14 protein-coding genes are annotated in these 18,307 nt (G+C 30.5%); 3 read left to right on the forward strand and 11 right to left on the reverse strand.

Annotation, left to right across the window (positions count from 1 at the left end):
• The coding region (locus B5X81_RS26650; protein ID WP_139380485.1) for a pyridoxal-phosphate-dependent aminotransferase family protein at positions 1 to 623 on the reverse strand (623 nt) is incomplete at its 3' end.
• Between the two features lie 274 nt (positions 624 to 897).
• Positions 898 to 1,794 (reverse strand): LysR family transcriptional regulator, encoded by an 897-nt coding sequence (locus tag B5X81_RS26655; protein WP_079496051.1) that lies wholly within the window; start codon positions 1,792 to 1,794, stop codon positions 898 to 900.
• Between the two features lie 249 nt (positions 1,795 to 2,043).
• On the opposite strand from B5X81_RS26655, the gene B5X81_RS26660 reads away from it, so the two are divergent.
• Positions 2,044 to 3,012, forward strand: a complete 969-nt coding sequence (locus tag B5X81_RS26660) for a 2-hydroxyacid dehydrogenase family protein (RefSeq protein WP_079496052.1) — start codon at positions 2,044 to 2,046, stop codon at positions 3,010 to 3,012.
• 86 nt (positions 3,013 to 3,098) lie between these two features.
• Here the strand turns inward: B5X81_RS26660 and allC are convergent, their stop codons facing one another.
• The 6 genes from allC to B5X81_RS26690 all read right to left on the reverse strand — a co-directional run bounded on the left by allC (position 3,099) and on the right by B5X81_RS26690 (position 11,172).
• Complete coding sequence (gene allC / locus B5X81_RS26665) at positions 3,099 to 4,355, reverse strand: allantoate deiminase (protein ID WP_079496053.1); 1,257 nt, start codon at positions 4,353 to 4,355, stop codon at positions 3,099 to 3,101.
• 19 nt (positions 4,356 to 4,374) lie between these two features.
• Positions 4,375 to 5,619, reverse strand: a complete 1,245-nt coding sequence (locus tag B5X81_RS26670; RefSeq protein ID WP_079496054.1) for a dicarboxylate/amino acid:cation symporter — start codon at positions 5,617 to 5,619, stop codon at positions 4,375 to 4,377.
• A 316-nt stretch (positions 5,620 to 5,935) separates the two neighbouring features.
• Positions 5,936 to 7,594, reverse strand: a complete 1,659-nt coding sequence (locus tag B5X81_RS26675) for a PucR family transcriptional regulator (RefSeq protein ID WP_079496055.1) — start codon at positions 7,592 to 7,594, stop codon at positions 5,936 to 5,938.
• Positions 7,595 to 7,864: 270 nt separating this feature from the next.
• Complete coding sequence (locus B5X81_RS26680) at positions 7,865 to 9,226, reverse strand: NCS1 family transporter (protein ID WP_079496056.1); 1,362 nt, start codon at positions 9,224 to 9,226, stop codon at positions 7,865 to 7,867.
• Positions 9,227 to 9,230: 4 nt separating this feature from the next.
• Positions 9,231 to 10,592 carry an allantoinase AllB gene (gene allB / locus B5X81_RS26685; RefSeq protein WP_079496057.1) on the reverse strand — a complete coding sequence of 454 codons (1,362 nt, stop codon included), beginning with the start codon at positions 10,590 to 10,592 and terminating at the stop codon, positions 9,231 to 9,233.
• A gap of 232 nt (positions 10,593 to 10,824) precedes the next feature.
• Positions 10,825 to 11,172: a cupin domain-containing protein gene (locus B5X81_RS26690; protein ID WP_079496058.1), complete on the reverse strand. Its 348-nt coding sequence runs from the start codon at positions 11,170 to 11,172 to the stop codon at positions 10,825 to 10,827.
• 222 nt (positions 11,173 to 11,394) lie between these two features.
• Here B5X81_RS26690 and allE point away from each other — a divergent pair, with 222 nt between their 5' ends.
• On the forward strand, positions 11,395 to 12,156 hold the full coding sequence (allE, locus tag B5X81_RS26695) for a (S)-ureidoglycine aminohydrolase (protein ID WP_079496059.1): 762 nt from the start codon (positions 11,395 to 11,397) through the stop codon (positions 12,154 to 12,156).
• Positions 12,157 to 12,631: 475 nt separating this feature from the next.
• Positions 12,632 to 13,648 carry a homoserine dehydrogenase gene (locus tag B5X81_RS26700; RefSeq protein WP_079496060.1) on the forward strand — a complete coding sequence of 339 codons (1,017 nt, stop codon included), beginning with the start codon at positions 12,632 to 12,634 and terminating at the stop codon, positions 13,646 to 13,648.
• A 219-nt stretch (positions 13,649 to 13,867) separates the two neighbouring features.
• Here B5X81_RS26700 and thrC read toward each other — a convergent pair whose 3' ends face one another.
• The 3 genes from thrC to B5X81_RS26715 form a co-directional block, all read right to left on the reverse strand.
• On the reverse strand, positions 13,868 to 15,067 hold the full coding sequence (gene thrC / locus B5X81_RS26705; protein WP_079496061.1) for a threonine synthase: 1,200 nt from the start codon (positions 15,065 to 15,067) through the stop codon (positions 13,868 to 13,870).
• A gap of 382 nt (positions 15,068 to 15,449) precedes the next feature.
• Positions 15,450 to 16,688, reverse strand: a complete 1,239-nt coding sequence (locus B5X81_RS26710; RefSeq protein ID WP_079496062.1) for a dicarboxylate/amino acid:cation symporter — start codon at positions 16,686 to 16,688, stop codon at positions 15,450 to 15,452.
• 373 nt (positions 16,689 to 17,061) lie between these two features.
• Complete coding sequence (locus B5X81_RS26715) at positions 17,062 to 17,955, reverse strand: dihydrodipicolinate synthase family protein (protein WP_079496063.1); 894 nt, start codon at positions 17,953 to 17,955, stop codon at positions 17,062 to 17,064.
• Positions 17,956 to 18,307 lie beyond the last annotated feature (352 nt).

Below are 18,307 nucleotides of genomic sequence, written 5' to 3' on the forward strand. Positions count from 1 at the left end.
GCTGTTGGTCCTGCCAACACTATTGCAAGGCCTGGAGCTACTCCAAAGGCTTTTTGTGATCCCGTTAATAATACATCGATACCAAAATCATGCATATATTCTGGTTCTGCTGCTGTTGCACATACTCCATCTACTATATACATTGTATCTTTAAATTTCTTCACTACTTTTCCTATTTCCTCTATTGGTGCACATACTCCTGTGGATGTATCCACATGGGTTACTGTAATAGCTTTATAATCCTTTTCCTTTAATTTCTTTTCTATATCTTCTACTGGTACTATCTTTCCCCACTCCGATGACAATACATCAACATTTAATCCCTTTCTATTGCAAAGCTCAATAAACCTGTCTCCAAAGTATCCATGGGAAACTACTAATACATTGTCTCCTCTTTTAGTTACATTGGATATTGCCATTTCCATTGCAAGTGTACCTGTTCCTGCTATTACAAAGGCCTTTCCCCTTGTTCCAAGCATCTCTTCTAAATCATTTAGCATTCCCTTATAATCCTTTACAAAATCGGGATCACCAAAGGCTACGGTTTCCCTTCCCATTTGATCCTGAATAGACCTTACAACTGGTGTTGGTCCTGGAATCATAACTAATCTCCTATTTTTCATTTCTATACGCCTCCTATTTTCTATTTTTAATATAGGTAAATAGTATTTCCTTATGTTAAATATATTCTATATTATTTCTATTATTCCTTCTTTTTTTTATAAAAATTTCAAAAAAATTTTTCAAATAGCAATTCATCATAATAAAATCATGATAAATCTAATTCGAAATAAAAAATAATTAGAGGCGATTTAAAAAGGTAAAATTAGTAGTGTAAATATAGAAAATAGAAATGAAATACTGGTATGTAATAATTTAACTTTTAAAGGCGTACATTTATATTTCTAAGTTAATATTAAACTTTAAACTTACAAACTTAAGCCATTCCTTTGCTGCAAAAGATATATATCTATTTTTCTTCCATATTACAAAAAGGTGCAGATATATGGATGGTGCTTCAAGCTTTAAAGCTGTAATGGATTTAGTATTGATTTTAGAATATGTTTTTTCATCTAAAAAAGATACACCTATTCCTTCAGCCACCATTTCAACTATAAAATCTCTTTGGGAACTTTCACATACTATTTTAGGATAAAAATTATTTTCAATACATCTATTTGTTATTACATCATATAAGCTAAAGTCTTTTCCATATAATACAATAGACTCATCTTTCAGATCTTTATATTTTACTATTTCTTTTTTATTTAATTTATGATTTGGATTAACTATCAACATTAAAGGGCTCTTTACAAAGGGAAACATATTAAGAGTATCTTTTTGAATAGGTGCAGTACAAACAATTCCTATATCCAAAGTCCCTTCATCTACTAACCTTTCAATTTTTTTTGATCCTACCTCAACCATTTGAATATCAATATAAGGGTATTTTCTTTTAAACTCTCCAATTATTTTTGGAAAAAAGCTAGCTCCTATTATAGGCGGAATTCCAATTTTAATAATTCCTTTTTTGATAGCTATAACATCTTCCAATTCTGATTCTATATTATCGAATAAAATCAAAATTTCTTTAGCCTGCTTGAATAAAACTTTCCCCACATCGGTTAGTTCAATTTTAGGGGACCTATGAAAAAGAGTTTTGCAAAGCTCATCTTCCAAAGTCTTAACCATTTTACTTATAGTGGGTTGAGTAATATGTAATATTTCAGAAGCTTTAGTAAAGCTGAGGTATTCAGCCACTGTAACAAAACACTTTAAATGCTTAATATCCATTTATAATCATCTCCCTATAGCTAAAATGCATAATCATTATTCTATATATGTATTTCATCTATAAGATACAATATGCTATACTTTTTGTAAACAAGAAAGTACTTGACTCACAAAATCAATATAAACATTTCTAGAAGTAAATAAATTTTAAAATTAGTAATATTAATTATGCAAGTTTCTCAAACAACAATACTACTAAAAATAATTTCAAAGAAAATATAAATCATTAATAAAAGGAGGGTGATTTTCTTGAAACAAAAAATATTCATCTCAGGATTAATATCTAAAATAGCATATGAAAAATTATCAAAAGAGTTTGATGTTACTATGCACAATAGCATGGACTTATTAACTAAAGAACAAATTATTAAAGGCATCGATGGAAAAGATGCTTTATTATGTCTATTATCTAATACAATAGATAAGGGTATAATTTGTTCTAATCCTAATCTTAAGGTTATAGCAAATTATGGTGCAGGATTTAATAATATAGATGTTGAAACTGCAACTGCTAAAAAAATACCCGTAACAAATACTCCTATTGTTTCTACAACTTCTACTGCAGAATTGACCCTAGGGCTAATCATTTCCATCGCAAGAAGAATTGTAGAAGGAGATAAAATCACAAGGAGTGGGAATTTTACCGGTTGGTCTCCACTATTTCATCTTGGAAATGAACTTTCTGGGAAAACCCTTGGAATAATTGGTATGGGTAATATTGGAAAAGCTGTGGCTAAACGTGCCCATGCCTTTGATATGAATATAATCTATTATAGTCCACACCCTTTATTGGATAGAGCTCTTGAAAAAGACTACAAATATGAGCCCTTTGAAGAAGTAATCAAAAATTCAGATTTTTTAACTTTACACTGTAGTTATAATGCATCATCATTCCATATGATAGGCCAAAATGAATTTAAAAAAATGAAATCAACAGCTTATCTTATAAATGCGGCGAGGGGACCCTTAGTAGATGAAAAAGCACTATTAAAGGTTTTGCAAGAAAAAAGTATAGCAGGTGCAGCATTGGATGTATATGAAAATGAGCCTGAGATTACAGCTGGTTTAGAAAAATTAGATAATGTTATTCTAACTCCCCATATTGGTAATGCCACAGTTGAAGCAAGAAATGCCATGGCAGAAATAGCAGCAAATAATATAATCTCTGCTTTAAAAAATCAAAAACCTGAAAACTGTATAAATCCAGAAATCTACTAAAAGCTTCGCCTATAAAAATGTCATAGGCGAAGCATAGATTTTAAATTTTATTTAAAGATAAATAACTTTAAAATTTATCTTAAGTTTTAGTGTTGTTTATCCATATAGGCTAAATTATAAAGGATTTTTATTAAAACCTTTACTCCTTCAGCTAAATCCTTAGCCTCTGTATATTCGGTATAATGATGGCTAATACCTTTATGGCTAGGAACGAATATTAATGAGGTGGGTATATGTTTTGCAAAAACTTGAGAGTCATGTCCCGCTCCACTATGCATTAATTTATAATTTAGCCTATTTTCTTGACATTGCCTTTTAATAATATTTACCAGATCAGTATCCATGGCAACAGGTTCTCCATCCATGTATCTATTAACCTTAATTTTCAAATCCATATCCTTTGCTATATCTTTTAATTTTAAAAATGCTTCATTAATAAAGTTTGTTACTACTTCACTATCAACATGTCTTATATCTAAGGAAAAAACTACTTTACCAGGAATAACATTTGTTGTATTTGGCACTACTTCAACTCTTCCAACCGTAGCAACTAGTGGATCTCCATAATCTTTCGCTAAATCCATTATCTGGGCAATCATTTTCCCACTGCCATGCATAGCATCTCTTCTATAACCCATTGGGGTAGTCCCAGCATGATTGGCTTCGCCTTCAACTTCCACCATAAATCTCTTTTGTCCTGCAATATGCTCAACAATTCCTATAGATTTTTTCTCCTTTTCTAAAACTCCTCCCTGTTCTATGTGAAGTTCTATAAATGCCTTTAGATCATCCCTAATTTCACTATTTTTTTCTTTGAATTTAAAGCCAGACTTTTCTATGGCTTCAGTAAATTTTATTCCATCAACATCTTTTATACCTTCCATATCTTTTCTTTCTACAGCTCCAACAATATTTTTAGAACCCCAAAATGTAAAAGGAAATCTACTTCCCTCTTCTTCTGCCATAGAAACCACTTCAATATTTCTTAAAGGCTTACCAAATTTTTCTTTTAAATACTTTATAGCTATTATCCCACCTATTATTCCAAATTGACCATCTAATTTTCCACCATTAACTACTGTATCTATGTGGGAACCGGTAAGTATTGTTTCATCTTTATATTTGCAACCTTCTAATTTTCCAAATAAGTTCCCTACTTCATCATAATATGTCATAAACCCTTTTTCATTCAATAACTGTTTTAATGCTTCTTGAGCATCTTTCCATGTATCAGTATATAATAATCTAGTAATTCCATCATCTGAGGTTTTTCCATATTTACTAATCCATTCAATTAAATTTATAATATTCTTTTCTATATCCAGGTCCTTTAATGCTTTCATTTCAAACACTTCCCCTCATTTATTCTGCAATTAATTTATCAATAGTTTTTTTATCATTAAAAATATCGTAATCAAGTTCTTTTTCATCAGCTGCAATCATCATTGATACCAATGCATCACCATCAACATTTAAAACAGTTCTAAACATTCCAGAAAACCAATCTATCCCAGCAAGTAAAGCTATACTTTCCGGTGGTAATCCCATAGATGGCAAAACTATTGCAAGGGCAACCAGACCACCACCTGGAACTACTACTGTCCCCAAACATGACAATGATGATAGTACTACTATCTTTATTAATTCAGCAATACTCATATCCAGTCCATAAAATTGGGCTAAAGTTATGCATGCTAATGCAAGATATAATGATAAACCATTACTATTTAAAGCCATTCCCAATGGATTAACAAGCCTAGATATTCTCTTACTTACCCCAATTTTAACCTCACTATCCTCCATTTTTGTTGGAAGAGTAATAGCAGATGAAGTGGTAGTAAAAGCCACAACTGTCATCTTCCAAAGTTTTTTTGCTAATTTAGCAGGACTAACCTTGACATATGTAGATGACATAATAATTAGGAATATCATATAAACAATTGTCCCAATCCCCATGGCAGCTAAAAATTTCGCTAATGGAATAATGACTTTTAAACCTATAGTCCCTGTGACCCAAGCTAAAAGAGCAAATATTCCTAAAGGCGCAAGTTTCATTACCATTTTTACAACATTTAGTATTGCAACATTGAAATTCGAAATAAAACTCAAGATAACGTTATCCTTTTTCTGTTTACCTATTATGCTTAATGATAGTCCAAATAAAATGGAAAATACAATAACTTGAATCATATTTGCCTTTGCCATAGACTCAATGATATTTGATGGGAAAAATCCAACTATCATATCGGTTATTTTCTGTTCAGAGGCTGCTATGGCTGATTTACCCATGTCAATATTCAAACCTGAACCGGGTTTAATTATGTAACCAAGGCCTATTCCAAGGGCTGCAGCTAATGCAGTCAATCCCATGAACCAAGCAAATATTTTACCTCCTAATTTCCCTAATTCTTTAGGATTCAAACTTCCTACCGCTTCAATTACTGCCCCCATAATCAATACAACTACTGACATCTGAATTAAACGAAGAAAAATATCTCCTATAACCTTAATAGGTGCAATACTTGGCCCTATTATTAAACCTACAACCATCCCAGCAATCATTGCAATCATTATCTGGTTAGTCATACTTAACTTATTACTCTTCATTTAAAGCCCTCCTAGTTGTTTATAAGATGTTGTTAACTATTTAACATAATCTTAACTCTTTCTCATTAAAAAATAAGGATAAACTTTTAAAAATTTTTTATCCTTATTTGATAAAGGCTTTTCCCGATAAGTAAATTAAAAAAGGAGATTCGCCACATGCAATACTTATGTATCAATTCTATAAGCACTATAGATATTCCGGTAAAACAGTTAATTTATACATATCAAAACTCCTTAGAAGCATTGGATATTTTGATACGTATAAATTAAGTTTTACTATGGGAAATCTATACATATGGAAAACCTCTATTTTTATTTAATAAATCATTTTAAGTATTTTAAGTCCTACCTCCATTTCAAGCATACTCTCTCTGTTTTCAATATCAAGGTCAATAATCTTCTTTATTCTGTTTAATCTATATAAAGCTGTTTTATAATGGATATAAAGATTTTCAGCAGTTTTCATTGCATTTAAATTACATTTCAAATACATTTCAAATGTGTCAATTAATTCGGCATTATTATCCCTATCGTATTTCTTAAGCCTCATCAAATCAGAAGGAACAAACTTCTTTAGTTCTTCTCGATTTTCATAGCTACACAATAATTTATATATACCTAATTCTTCAAAGAAGGTGATAGAACCCTTTCCCAAAATATTATATCCAAAGTTTACAGCATCTCTTGCTTCATTAAAACTTTTACCTATTTCAGTAGGGTTTACTGCCAAGCTTCCTACGCCTACTGATATCAGTATTCCTCCACCTTTATTATATAAATTCTTTTTTAATTCATTCCCAAATTCCCTTACTCTATTATAAGTATATTTAATATCCTTAGATTTTTCTACAGGCCATAATATAATTACATCATCTCCCTTAAAAGTGGATATAATATTACTTCCCATGTAATAATGGGAGATCTTGTTTATATTTCTTTTGATTTTTTCCCGTAAACTCATCAGAACTTCAGATGAATTTTTATATTTATTACTGTGTTGTTCGGAATTACTAGTCCTTAATAAAACCACTACATTCTTTCGCTTTAAGTCCCATCCTAACAAATTACTTCTATCATAAATACTTTGAAGGGATTCAAACCTACCGGTTATTAAATCATCCATCAAATCTCCTTTATATCTAAGTTTAACTTCATTAACAGCTATGTCCTTTAGCATTTCAAGTCTTAAGGTATTAGCTGCACCTTCTAAAGCAATAAAATCCATATTATTAAGTACCTTATTTATTTCAAGAACACCTAAATATCCTTTAATTTGGTTTAATACTTTAATTGGTTCTACTATCATTGTATATACGCTGTCACTATTTTCTGATAACTTTATATTTAATTTATCAACTAAATATTCTTTATTAATTAACTTTTCCATCTCTTTTCTATCTATATAAATACGATTGTATTCTTCATTACTATAAGCTTTCAAACTAAATTCACTATCAAATACTGCCACAGGAGTGTCTATAAGCTCCTCAAGGGTCTTAGTTACAGCCTCTATTCCCTTCATCTTTAATGAGAGTAGTGTAAATTTTTCGTGACAGTCCTTATAGTAATTCAATCTATTTATTTGATCATTAAATAACTTTCCCATTACTGGATATAAAATATCAATATATTTCGTATCAATGGATATTTCAATTATCGGAAATTCTAATCGATTTCCTAAATCAACTATCTCCTTATCTATTTTGGGTAAAAAATTAGAAGTTTTTATAACTAAGGCAGCTGCTTTATTTAAAGCCACTTCCTTAACCAATTTTTTCTGTGCTTCTAAATCTTTGTCAATAGAATAAAAACTAGTTAAAAGAAGTTCTCCTCCTTTTATCCAGTTAACTATATCCGGTCTTTCTATTATCGTAATACCAGAGACATGAGTACTCTTATTGGAAGCTTTACCTGATAAAATTTTTGCTTTTTTAAAGCATTGCATTTTAATTAATTCACTAAGTAATATCCCCATGGCATATACACCCTTTATTATAGTAATTATTTTTATTTAGTATAGGTAAACGTTTTTTTACTATGTTATATTAATTCTTCACTTTTCAACTAATTCCTTTTTTACCACTATTTTTATTTATATTAAAGAAAATAAAACAACTATACATTTAAAATAGACTCAAAATTCTACATAAATGTATAGTTATCTTTTAAATATTTGAGGAAATTGCATAATATATGTAAAGAATTTTAAAATTGATAATGTTAATTATGCAAGTTTCTCATTTGCTTATTTTGTATCGGGTAAAAAATTCCTGCTCTTTGCCCAGTACTTCATTAATAGATAATAGGTTAATCCTGCTGGGATTAAACTTGAATACCATGATAATTGTATTTCTATCATTGCAACCATAGCCCCTACACAAATAGCAATAATTGCAGTCCAGTTAATTCCATTAAAAGGACCTTCATTATCATACAATAAATTTAAATCTAATTTCTTTTTACGTACAAAATAATAGTCTACTACCATTACGCTAAATATTGGTCCAAGAAATGCTGAATATATTTGAACAAAAAGTATGAATACTCCTTCTGTGGCAATTTTCCAGGGGAATGTAAAAAAAGATAAAATTCCTACACATAAAGCTGCTTTTTTATATGTAATTCCGAAAACATCCATCATTACATAAGCAGGAGGAAGTCCATTATTTAAAACATTTGTTGTAATTTGAGCTAATGCAATAAATAACAGTGCTACTATTAAAACGAAACTATTAGGCATTAATTCTGTAAATACTTTTATTGGATCCCATTCTCCAGTTACCCCTGCTGCCATAAGTCCTATCAGTCCCATAAACAAAGTTGCAGGAACAATAGCCAGCCATTGTATAATAGTGGCTAAAGTGGGCTTAACTTTTTTATCTAGCTCTCTCATATAATCACTTACATTTAAAATCATTGTAGTGTAGATACCTAAAAAGGCAGTTGTTCCACCCCAAAAATCAATTCCCCAAGTCCCGGGAATACTAATAATCTTGTCAAAAATTTCATTTTGAAAGGTAGTAGTCATAACATAGAACATGTAGATTAAAGAAGCCAAAATACATACAGAACCTATATTTTCCACCCATTTAATACCCTTAAATCCTAAAACAGATAATGAAATCTGAATGATTTGGAATACAATAAAAAATACTATTATGTTATCATAGCCAGTCAATCTAATGGCAACATTATTTAAGGCAGATGCACCTACCCAACTTTGAACTCCAAACCAAATAACTGCTGGCACCGCTCTAATAAAACCTGGTATTCTAGCTCCTTTTATTCCAAAGGAAGACCTGGTTTGTACAATAAAAGGTATTCCATATTTATGGCCTGCCTGACCATTTATGGTTAGGGCTATTGCAATGACAGTATTACCTATAATCATTGCCAATAAAGCTTGTAATAAATTCAACTTTCCTGCCGGTGGAACTAAGCTTGCTCCCATCATAAATGTTCCAATTGATACGCAGCCTCCAAGCCAGGTAAATAAATATGAATACTTATCCATTATTCTATGTTCTTGCGGCAAAAGACTTTCTTCACCAAGGCCCTTTTCTACAATTTTATGCTCATCAATATTAATAGCAGCCTTATTTTCCATGTTCTCACTCCCCATTATTTTTTATTAAATTCCCATATCCATAATCTCCAATGATCTTCCCAGCAGAGAAAACGATTTCTCCCCTCACAATAGTTTTTTCTACTTTTCCTTTTCCCTGTAAACCAATAAAAGCAGATATTTTATTCTTATAAAATAAAGATTCAGAAGTAATTTCCCAATTCTTTTCTGGATCAACAATAACTATATCAGCATCGGAACCAACAGATAATACTCCTTTTTGTGGATATAGTCCAAAGGTCTTTGCTGGACCATATGCTAAAACCTTTGCCAATAATTTAGGACTTAATTTGCGCTTGTGAACTACTTCATTAAACATAACCTCAAATGTACTTTGAATACCACTTATTCCACCCCAAGCTTCAAAAACATTATGGAGTTTTTCAGATTTTTCTTCTGGAGCACAGGGAGAATGGTCAGAAGCCACGCAGCTAATAGTTCCATCCTTTACATATTGCCAGAGTTTTTCCCTATCTTCATCTTTTCTCAATGGAGGAGCACATTTATATATCATCCCTTTTTCTATTACGTCATCTTCACTAAATACTAAATAATGAGAACAAGTTTCTGCTGTTATTTTGATTCCCTCACTTTGTGCCTTTTTTATTTCTTCAGCCACTATGGGATGACTAACGTGGCAAATATGAACTCTTGCTCCTGTTTCCCTTGCTAAATCAATTACATTATTTACTGCAATTAGCTCTGCCACAACTGGTCTGGACTTTAAAAAATCAATAGGCCTTAATCTTCCTTCTCTTATTGCTTTTGCCTCTGCATTTTTTATAATGCAGTAATCTTCACAATGAAATCCAATTAATAAATTTAAAGGAAGAACAGTTTCCATAGCTTCCCTTACAATTCCTAAATTCACAGTGGAATAATCTGGAGATACTGGCCCTAAAAAAGCTTTTAATCCAACAACTCCAGCTTCATAAAGACCTTTTAAATCTTCTAAATTATTGTCTACCAAACCTCCCCAAAAAGCATAATCAACTACTGAAGATTTACTAAGAGCTTCCGCCTTATCTTTGAAAATTTCTTTATTTGTTAAAGCAGGTTGATTTTGTAGGGGCATATCAATAATTGTAGTTATGCCACCTGCTGCAGCACTTTTAGATCCATGTTTAAAATCTTCTCTCCACTCAAATCCGGGATCATTTAAATGGGCATGACAATCAACGCCTCCTGGGAAAACCTTTTTCCCTTTTGCATCAATAACCCTTTTTGCTTCATATTCAACCTTTTGACTTGTAATAGCTATTATTTTCCCATCATCAATAGCGATATTCCCTTCATAAACTCGGTCTATGTCTACAATACAAGCGTTTTTGATTAATAGGTCTAACATTTAATACCCTCCCTTTTTAATATTCCTCCTGTTTTGATAATTGTTTAACGAATATAGGTAAAATATAAACTTCTTTTGACATTTTTAAATTAGTATTATAATAGTGAAATAATCTTAAAACTTAATTTATACATCATAAAAATATCCATGCTTTTACGATTTTTTTAATGTATAAAGAAAAAGAAAGCTCTAGCACCCTTATAAGCTCCCTTAATTGGATTATACTTATTCTTTACACATAAAGTATTAGCATTATATACTCTAAATCTTCATTTCCAATACTTTCTATTGAATGAGAATCTCCATCTTTGCAAATAGCTAAATCTCCAGGTTCTAACGTAACATCTTTTCCATTTATATTATATAAAGCTTTTCCCTTCAAAATATAGTATGCTTCCTGATCTCCTACATGTTTATGATAACCTATTGAACTTCCAGGTTTTATAATAGATTTACCATAAAGTCTTCCTTTTCCATTAAAATCTTCGGGCTGAAAAAAATTTATTACTGTAACTTCTCCTTTGCCATCTTTTAAGCCTTTAATGTTTTCAACTTTATACTCTTCAGATTTTCTAATCACTTTATTCACCTCTATGACTATTTTGTATTTACAATATATTATTTTTAATTGAATTTTCTGGAAACCTCAAGTATGTTTTACTTACAATTTAATATTATAACTTCTTATGGATAATGTTAGGATAAAAAAATGATAATTTTTTATCAATTGTTGATAAAGGTAATATTCCTCTAAAGTAGTATAATTAAAATATAATAAAGAATTTTGAAAGGAGATTGTACTATGGGTTATCCAAAGGATTTATTATCCAGTAGAGCAGTTATAAAACATGGAAGTTTTGCAATTATTCCTCCTGAAGGACTTGTTAACAATGTAATTCCTAATTTTGAAAAATGTACTATAAGTATAGTAGCATCCCCCAAGCTCGGAGCCAGTTTTGTTCAATACCTTGTAGATATGGAATCCGAGGGAAAAACAACCAGCGGTTTTGGCGGTAATGGAATAGAATCGTTTATTTTCGTAAGAGAAGGTGAAATAAAAGTTGCAATTGACAATGATGAATATGAATTAACATCCGGTGGATATGTTTATTGTCCTCCAACTAAGAAAATGAATTTATCAAATACATCAAAAAAATCTGCTAAATTTCTTTTATACAAGCAGACATATCAACCTTTAGAAGATCATAAGCCATGGGTAGTTGTTGGAAATATAAATGAATTGCAGGAAAAAATATATGACGATATGGAAAATGTCACAATAATAGATTTGCTCCCCTGTGATCTGGCTTTTGATATGAATATGCATATTTTAACCTTTAAACCAAGTGGTTGTCATCCCTTTGTCGAAACCCACGTTCAAGAGCATGGGGCTTATATAATGAAGGGTAAAGGTGTATATTATCTCGATGATAAATGGACTCCTGTTAAAAAAGGAGATTACATATGGTTTGGACCTTACGTTCCACAGGCTGTATATTGTGTAGGTCGTGAAGAATTATCATATATTTATTCAAAGGATTGTAATAGGGATGTAGAGTTATAAACCAGTTTTTGGACTTTAATCCTGTCAAAATTTTTTAATTACAGCTAAAGAAAATAATGAATGCTCCTACATTTTTTATTTAAAATTCATCAAACCTTAAAGTAGTTTGTCTTTAAGAATTATTTAAAACTACTTTACAAATTGAGATAATTGCATAATACATACAGTAATCCTTTAAAACTAGATATATTAGTTAGTTTTTACAAAATGTAATTATGTAATTTCCTCATTTAATATGAAAAAGGACTATTGATTTAAAAAATTGTATCAATAGTCCTTTTTCATATTAAATAATTCTATAATTGGACTTGACTTTATTCAATATATATTTAAAGTTCTAAAACAACAATTTTCTTTTTACTATTATTGTATATCTTTTACTATACATATATAATGATTATAACAACATTATTATTGAAAAAATATTTAGTATAATTACATTACAAAAATCATTTCTCAAAGGGGAGGTAGACTAATGAATATAGGAATTGTAGGCTTCGGAGGAGTCGGTAAAGCTTTTGTTAAATTATTATATGATAAGAAAAATTATCTTGAAAAAATAGGGTTAGATATCAATTTACTATATATTATCAATAGTACTGTAGGTATTTACAATCCTGAAGGTATAAATTTAAAAAACTTAATAGAAAATTTAGATCTTAATAAAAAACTTGATGAATTTTATGCCAGTAAATACATAAATACAAATTTTAATAAAATGATAGAAATTAAAGACATTGATACACTTATAGTAATGACTCCAACAAATAAAGAAACTGGTCAGCCAGGATTGTCCTATATAAAACAAGCCCTTGAAAACAAAATCAATGTTGTAACAGCCGATAAGGGTCCTGTAATGCTTGCATATAAAAAGTTAAATGAATTGGCTATAAAGAATAATGTGCAGTTTAAAATTGGATGTACATGTGGAGGTGCTTTGCCAACAGTAAATACCGGTACTATTGATATGGCAGGGGCAGACATACTTTCTATAGAAGGGATACTTAACGGTACTACAAACTTCATATTAGAACATATGGAAAACAATATGGTCAGCTATCATGAGGCTTTATTAGAAGCTCAAAGGCTTGGAATAGCAGAAACCAACCCTAGTTTAGATGTAGAAGGCTGGGATACGGCTATAAAACTCCTTATTTTAACAAATGTTCTTATGAATCAAGAAAAAAAACTATCTGACATAGCAGTAAAGGGTATCACTTCATTAAGTTTAAATGATATAGAAGAAGCCAAAAGGGAAAATATGAAATATAAATTAATTGGTAAAACCACTAATGATAACGGTAATATTCACATGTCGGTAAATTTAGAAAAAATAGACATAAGCCACCCATTTTACATTGTAAATAGTAAGAACAAAGGGGTTAGATATATATCAGACACCCTTGGGGATTTAACAATAATGGGAGGAGCTTCAGGTGTAAGGGCAGCTTCTGCATCTATTTTACGAGACATAATCAATATAAATTGTTAACAAAATATTTAGTTAGTAGCAGTTATATGAATAACCACTACTAACTATTTTCTTCTCTCTAATAGATAAATATAAATAAAACTTAAAAAACCAGCATATTTATCATATATAGATTTACGCCCTAAAAAGCTTAATTTGCGGTCGTAGCCACTGAGAATTCTTTTGGTGTATATCTCTCTATAGCAGCTGGTTTTTACAGAAGGTAATTATGCAATTTGCTCATTTAACTATTTTGCTAAGGTCTTTTATATTACATTCCTCAAACCTTAAATTATGTTTTTTAAAAGCAGCAGTATATTTAAGCCCCGTAGAAGTCACAATACAAACAGCTCTTTCCTCTTTTTTAATGTAATCTTCTTCTCTTAACTTTTTAACAGCCGCTAAAGGCACCGCCGAAGCTGGCTGACCAAATATACCTGTTCTAGCTAACATTCCTTGAGCTTCAATTATTTCTTCATCTGAAACTGCTACACATGTACCTCTATTCCAATTTATCATTCTTAGTACTTGATTACCACTAGGAGGAGTTGGATTCCCTATGGCATGGGCTATAGTACTTGGATTTTCATATTTAATTACCGTATCAGACTTCTCTTTATAAGCGGTATATATAGGGGAACAACCACTGGCCTGGGCACAAATAATTTTAGGGGTTTTATCTATTAAACCACAATTTTTAAACTCCCTAAATCCCTTTTCTATCCCCCTAATATCTCCTCCAGCACTTGTAGGAACAACTATATAATCTGGTATATCAAAGTCCAATTGCTCACATATTTCAAAGGCAATGGTTTTATATCCCTCAATTCTAAAGGGAACATCAGAATTTATAAAATATATATTATTTTCTTCACCAATTTTGAAGCTCTCTAAATATAGCTTACCATAGTCACCATCTACCTTTATCAACCTTGGATTATAAATGGCTATAGGATTTAATTTTTCATCAGCAATATCCTTATATACAAATATATATGTTTTCAAATTAGCTTTTGCACCATAGGCAGCCACCGATGAAGCCATATTTCCAGTGGATACTGTTCCTATTGTTTTATATCCCAGTTTTACTGCATGTTGAATTCCTGCTATAGTCCCCCTGTCTTTAAAAGACCATGTAGGGTTTTGGGTTTCATTTTTAAAATATAAATTTTCAATGCCTATTTCCCTTGCAATCTTGTTAGATTCCACTAACCCAGTAAAGCCTTCACCAAGAGATAAATCTTTATCTATATCCAAAAACGGAAAAAAATCTGCATATCTTTCAATTATTGTTTGATTAAAAACATTATCTTTTCTAATTCTTCCTTCTTTTATTTCTTCTAATTCTAAAGGCTCATTACAGATATCACATCTGAAATGTACTTTATCTATAGGAAATTTTTTATTGCATTTTGTGCAGATGAGATTGACTTCTTTCATAGATTGCATCCTCCTTTAAAAATATAGTTAAACTAAATAAAGTAAAATAATAAGTTCTTCTACATTTTTTATTTGAAATTTATTAAATCTTGAAATTGAGGAAATTGCATAATATATATGGTATGGCTTTGAAGATTTTAAAACCACATGTAGTAGATAATTTTTAAGTAAGGTAATTATGCAATTTGCTCAATTGTTTATCTTCAAAATTAATATAGAGATTCATAAATAAGTTCTATAAATATTAACCCATCCCTCTTTTAAAAAACATAATTTTATATATAAAATTATGTTTAAATTTATTTCACTATAAAAAGTCCTGTTTAGACTTTGTATAAAGGCTTTTATTAATCATAAAATCTAAACAAGACTTTTATAAATTCTAGCTATTTTGTGAAGAAGTTGAATTGAATACATCCATGTCTATTGAATTTGTATTTGAAGCTATAATAGTAGTTCCTGTTAAATCCCCAGTAACATTTGTAGTAGTATGTCCAATATCAATAATAGGCCATATGGCAGCCAATATAGGAACTAATGTTAAAGGCATATTTAATGTTTGAAGCAATACTGTTGACATTACAATACCTGCTCCCTTAACACCAGCTGCTCCTATTGATAACACAAGTCCTAAGAACATAAACTGGAATATGAGTCCACCAGTAATAGGTACCCCATAAAGATTAGCTGAAAATACTGATATACAACCTATAGCCACAGCCATACCATCCATATTTACTGTTGCACCTAAGGGTAATGTAAATCCATATATTTTTTCAGGTACTCCATTGTTCTTACCTGCCACCTGCATTGAAATAGGTAGTGTTGCTGCACTTGATGTAGTACTTGCTGCTACTAACATAGCTGGAGAAATATTACGATAGAACCTTAAAGGATTTACTTTTCCAACAAATTTCAATATGAGTGGATATACAAAGACTAGTACACATATTATACCTACAATATCTGTTAATATAAATCTTCCCACTTCTGCCAACATCTTTGATCCTAAAGTCCCGACCATATTTGCAATAAGGGCTAGTATGCCATAAGGAGCTAATTTCATAACAAAATCTGTTATTTCAATCATCACATCTGCACCTTTATCAATAAAAGAAACTATTAATTTAGTTTTATCACCTAATTTTAGTAATGCTATTCCTACGATAATAGAAAAAACAATAACCTGAAGCATATTTGCATTAGCCATGGCTTCTATAGGATTGGTAGGAATCCATTGTACCATATTATCAATAAAATTATATTCTGCAACGGTTACTTCAGCACCCTGATCTAATAACCCTATTACTTCTTTCCCTGGCTTTAATATTAGAGCCACTATTACACCTACAGTTCCAGCAAAAAGTGAAGTTAAACAATAATAAAGTATCGTTTTCCCTCCAACTGAACGAAGAGATTTTAAATCATCCATCTTATTTATACCACTTATTAGTGTAAAGAAAGTTAGTGGAACTATTAACATTTTAAGCAAACGAATAAATACATCCCCTATGGGTTTAATAACGGTTACATTTGGTCCTAAAGCAAATCCAAGAATAATACCTATTACGATACATATAAATATTTTTACATAAAGTTTTTGATTAATCCACCATTTCATAATATCACTCCAATTATAAGATTATTATTAAAATATTTTTTAAATCTCTATTACCATTTGCTTTAAGCTTTTTTGAATGTTAGGAAATCGTTTTCCTGAGTTTTACTTTTATCCATTATACCTTCAGCACTTATTAATCTTTTTGCCTTTGCAGCTTTAAAAATTGATTCTCCCCATAATCCAACATTTAGAAAACCTCCTGCTCATAGATTAACAGCAGTAATTTAATTTTTATAAGTAGATGCCAGAATTTTTTTTCAAGAAGAATATAACTTACATTTGAATTTTTAATATTATATTCTTTTATAATATATTTATTAGGGATGTCCCAAAATATATAGTTTATTTCCAATTTGGGACATCTCTTTTCTACTTATAAAACCTGTGCTTTCTTTAATATCTCTTCAACTTTTTCCTTTTCTTCTTCTTTTAAATTCAATAGGGGCTTTCTAGTAAACCCTCCTTCAAAACCTAGCTTATCACATGTATGTTTAAGCCCAGCAATTCCAAAGGTCCCCGTTACAGCCTTATTAACTGGATACATTCTAACATAAACTTCCCTTGCTTTTTCCCAATTGCCCTCATCAAAATATTTCTGTACTAAAGCACATTCATTAGGACAGCAATTAGCCAAGGCCATAATTGAACCCTTAACTCCTAGTGTAAGGGCTGGATACCAAGCTGAAGCTGTTCCCACCAATAAATTAAACTCTTTATCTACTACCCTTATAAATTCCACCATTTGAGGCATATTACCTGAGCTGTCCTTCATTCCTATTATATTAGGATGTTTACTCAAAACCTCAACTGCCTTAGGAGAAATATTTATATGTGTGAATTTAGTAACATTATAGATTAAAATAGGTATTCTAGTATTATCAGCTACTTCTGTAAAATAATTTATTAAAGCTTCATCAGTCATTTTCCCGCCATAATAATTAGGAGTCAATATAAGTGCAGCATCTGCACCAAGATCTGAAGCCTTATTTGTCAATTCTATAGTGGCCTTTGTAGACTCCAATCCCGTACCAGCTAAGATAATTCTATCCTTTGGATTGTTTTTTACTGTTAATTCTATAAGCTTTAACTTTTCTTCTTCAGTAAGATAAACAGTTTCGCTATTAGAACCTAAAACTAAATATCCTGCTAGATCTGCTTCATTCCATTTTTCCATGTTTTTAACGTGTTTTTCATAATCAACTTCTCCACTCTCTTTAAATGGAGTAATCATTGGTGGTATAACTCCTTTGATTTCAAAATAAGCCATATTAATTGCCTCCTATTTTTAGTATTTATATTTTATTATATAGTGAAACAAATTCAAAAATAAATTTATAAATCAAAATAATCACAGAAGCATCGATATTTTTAGGATATATAAATTAAGTTTTAAGACTATTTCACTATAGATAAACAAAACTATGATTTAGAATAAATTTTAAAGAAAATAATAAATGCTCCTACATTTTTTATTTGATATTTATTAAACCTTAAAGTTGTTTATCCTCAATATTTTCTTTATATTTCAGCCAGTTCAGTAGTCAAAGCCGCGACACCTTTACCCATTACATCCTTCATACCTGATTTATATAGAGCTCTTTCTATAGTTGATAGGGTTG

The organism is Maledivibacter halophilus (genome assembly GCF_900167445.1).
GTDB lineage: Bacteria > Bacillota > Clostridia > Peptostreptococcales > Caminicellaceae > Maledivibacter > Maledivibacter halophilus.

Coding starts and splice junctions, on each gene's coding strand:
- thrC (WP_079496061.1), bottom strand. CDS start 15,067: ATGAAAGAAGTCAATCTCATCTGCACAAAATGCAATAAAAAATTTCCT.
- allC (WP_079496053.1), bottom strand. CDS start 4,355: ATGAAAGCATTAAAGGACCTGGATATAGAAAAGAATATTATAAATTTA.
- B5X81_RS26670 (WP_079496054.1), bottom strand. CDS start 5,619: ATGAAGAGTAATAAGTTAAGTATGACTAACCAGATAATGATTGCAATG.
- B5X81_RS26710 (WP_079496062.1), bottom strand. CDS start 16,688: ATGAAATGGTGGATTAATCAAAAACTTTATGTAAAAATATTTATATGT.
- B5X81_RS26700 (WP_079496060.1), top strand. CDS start 12,632: ATGAATATAGGAATTGTAGGCTTCGGAGGAGTCGGTAAAGCTTTTGTT.
- allB (WP_079496057.1), bottom strand. CDS start 10,592: ATGTTAGACCTATTAATCAAAAACGCTTGTATTGTAGACATAGACCGA.
- allE (WP_079496059.1), top strand. CDS start 11,395: ATGGGTTATCCAAAGGATTTATTATCCAGTAGAGCAGTTATAAAACAT.
- B5X81_RS26675 (WP_079496055.1), bottom strand. CDS start 7,594: ATGGGGATATTACTTAGTGAATTAATTAAAATGCAATGCTTTAAAAAA.
- B5X81_RS26715 (WP_079496063.1), bottom strand. CDS start 17,955: ATGGCTTATTTTGAAATCAAAGGAGTTATACCACCAATGATTACTCCA.
- B5X81_RS26655 (WP_079496051.1), bottom strand. CDS start 1,794: ATGGATATTAAGCATTTAAAGTGTTTTGTTACAGTGGCTGAATACCTC.
- B5X81_RS26680 (WP_079496056.1), bottom strand. CDS start 9,226: ATGGAAAATAAGGCTGCTATTAATATTGATGAGCATAAAATTGTAGAA.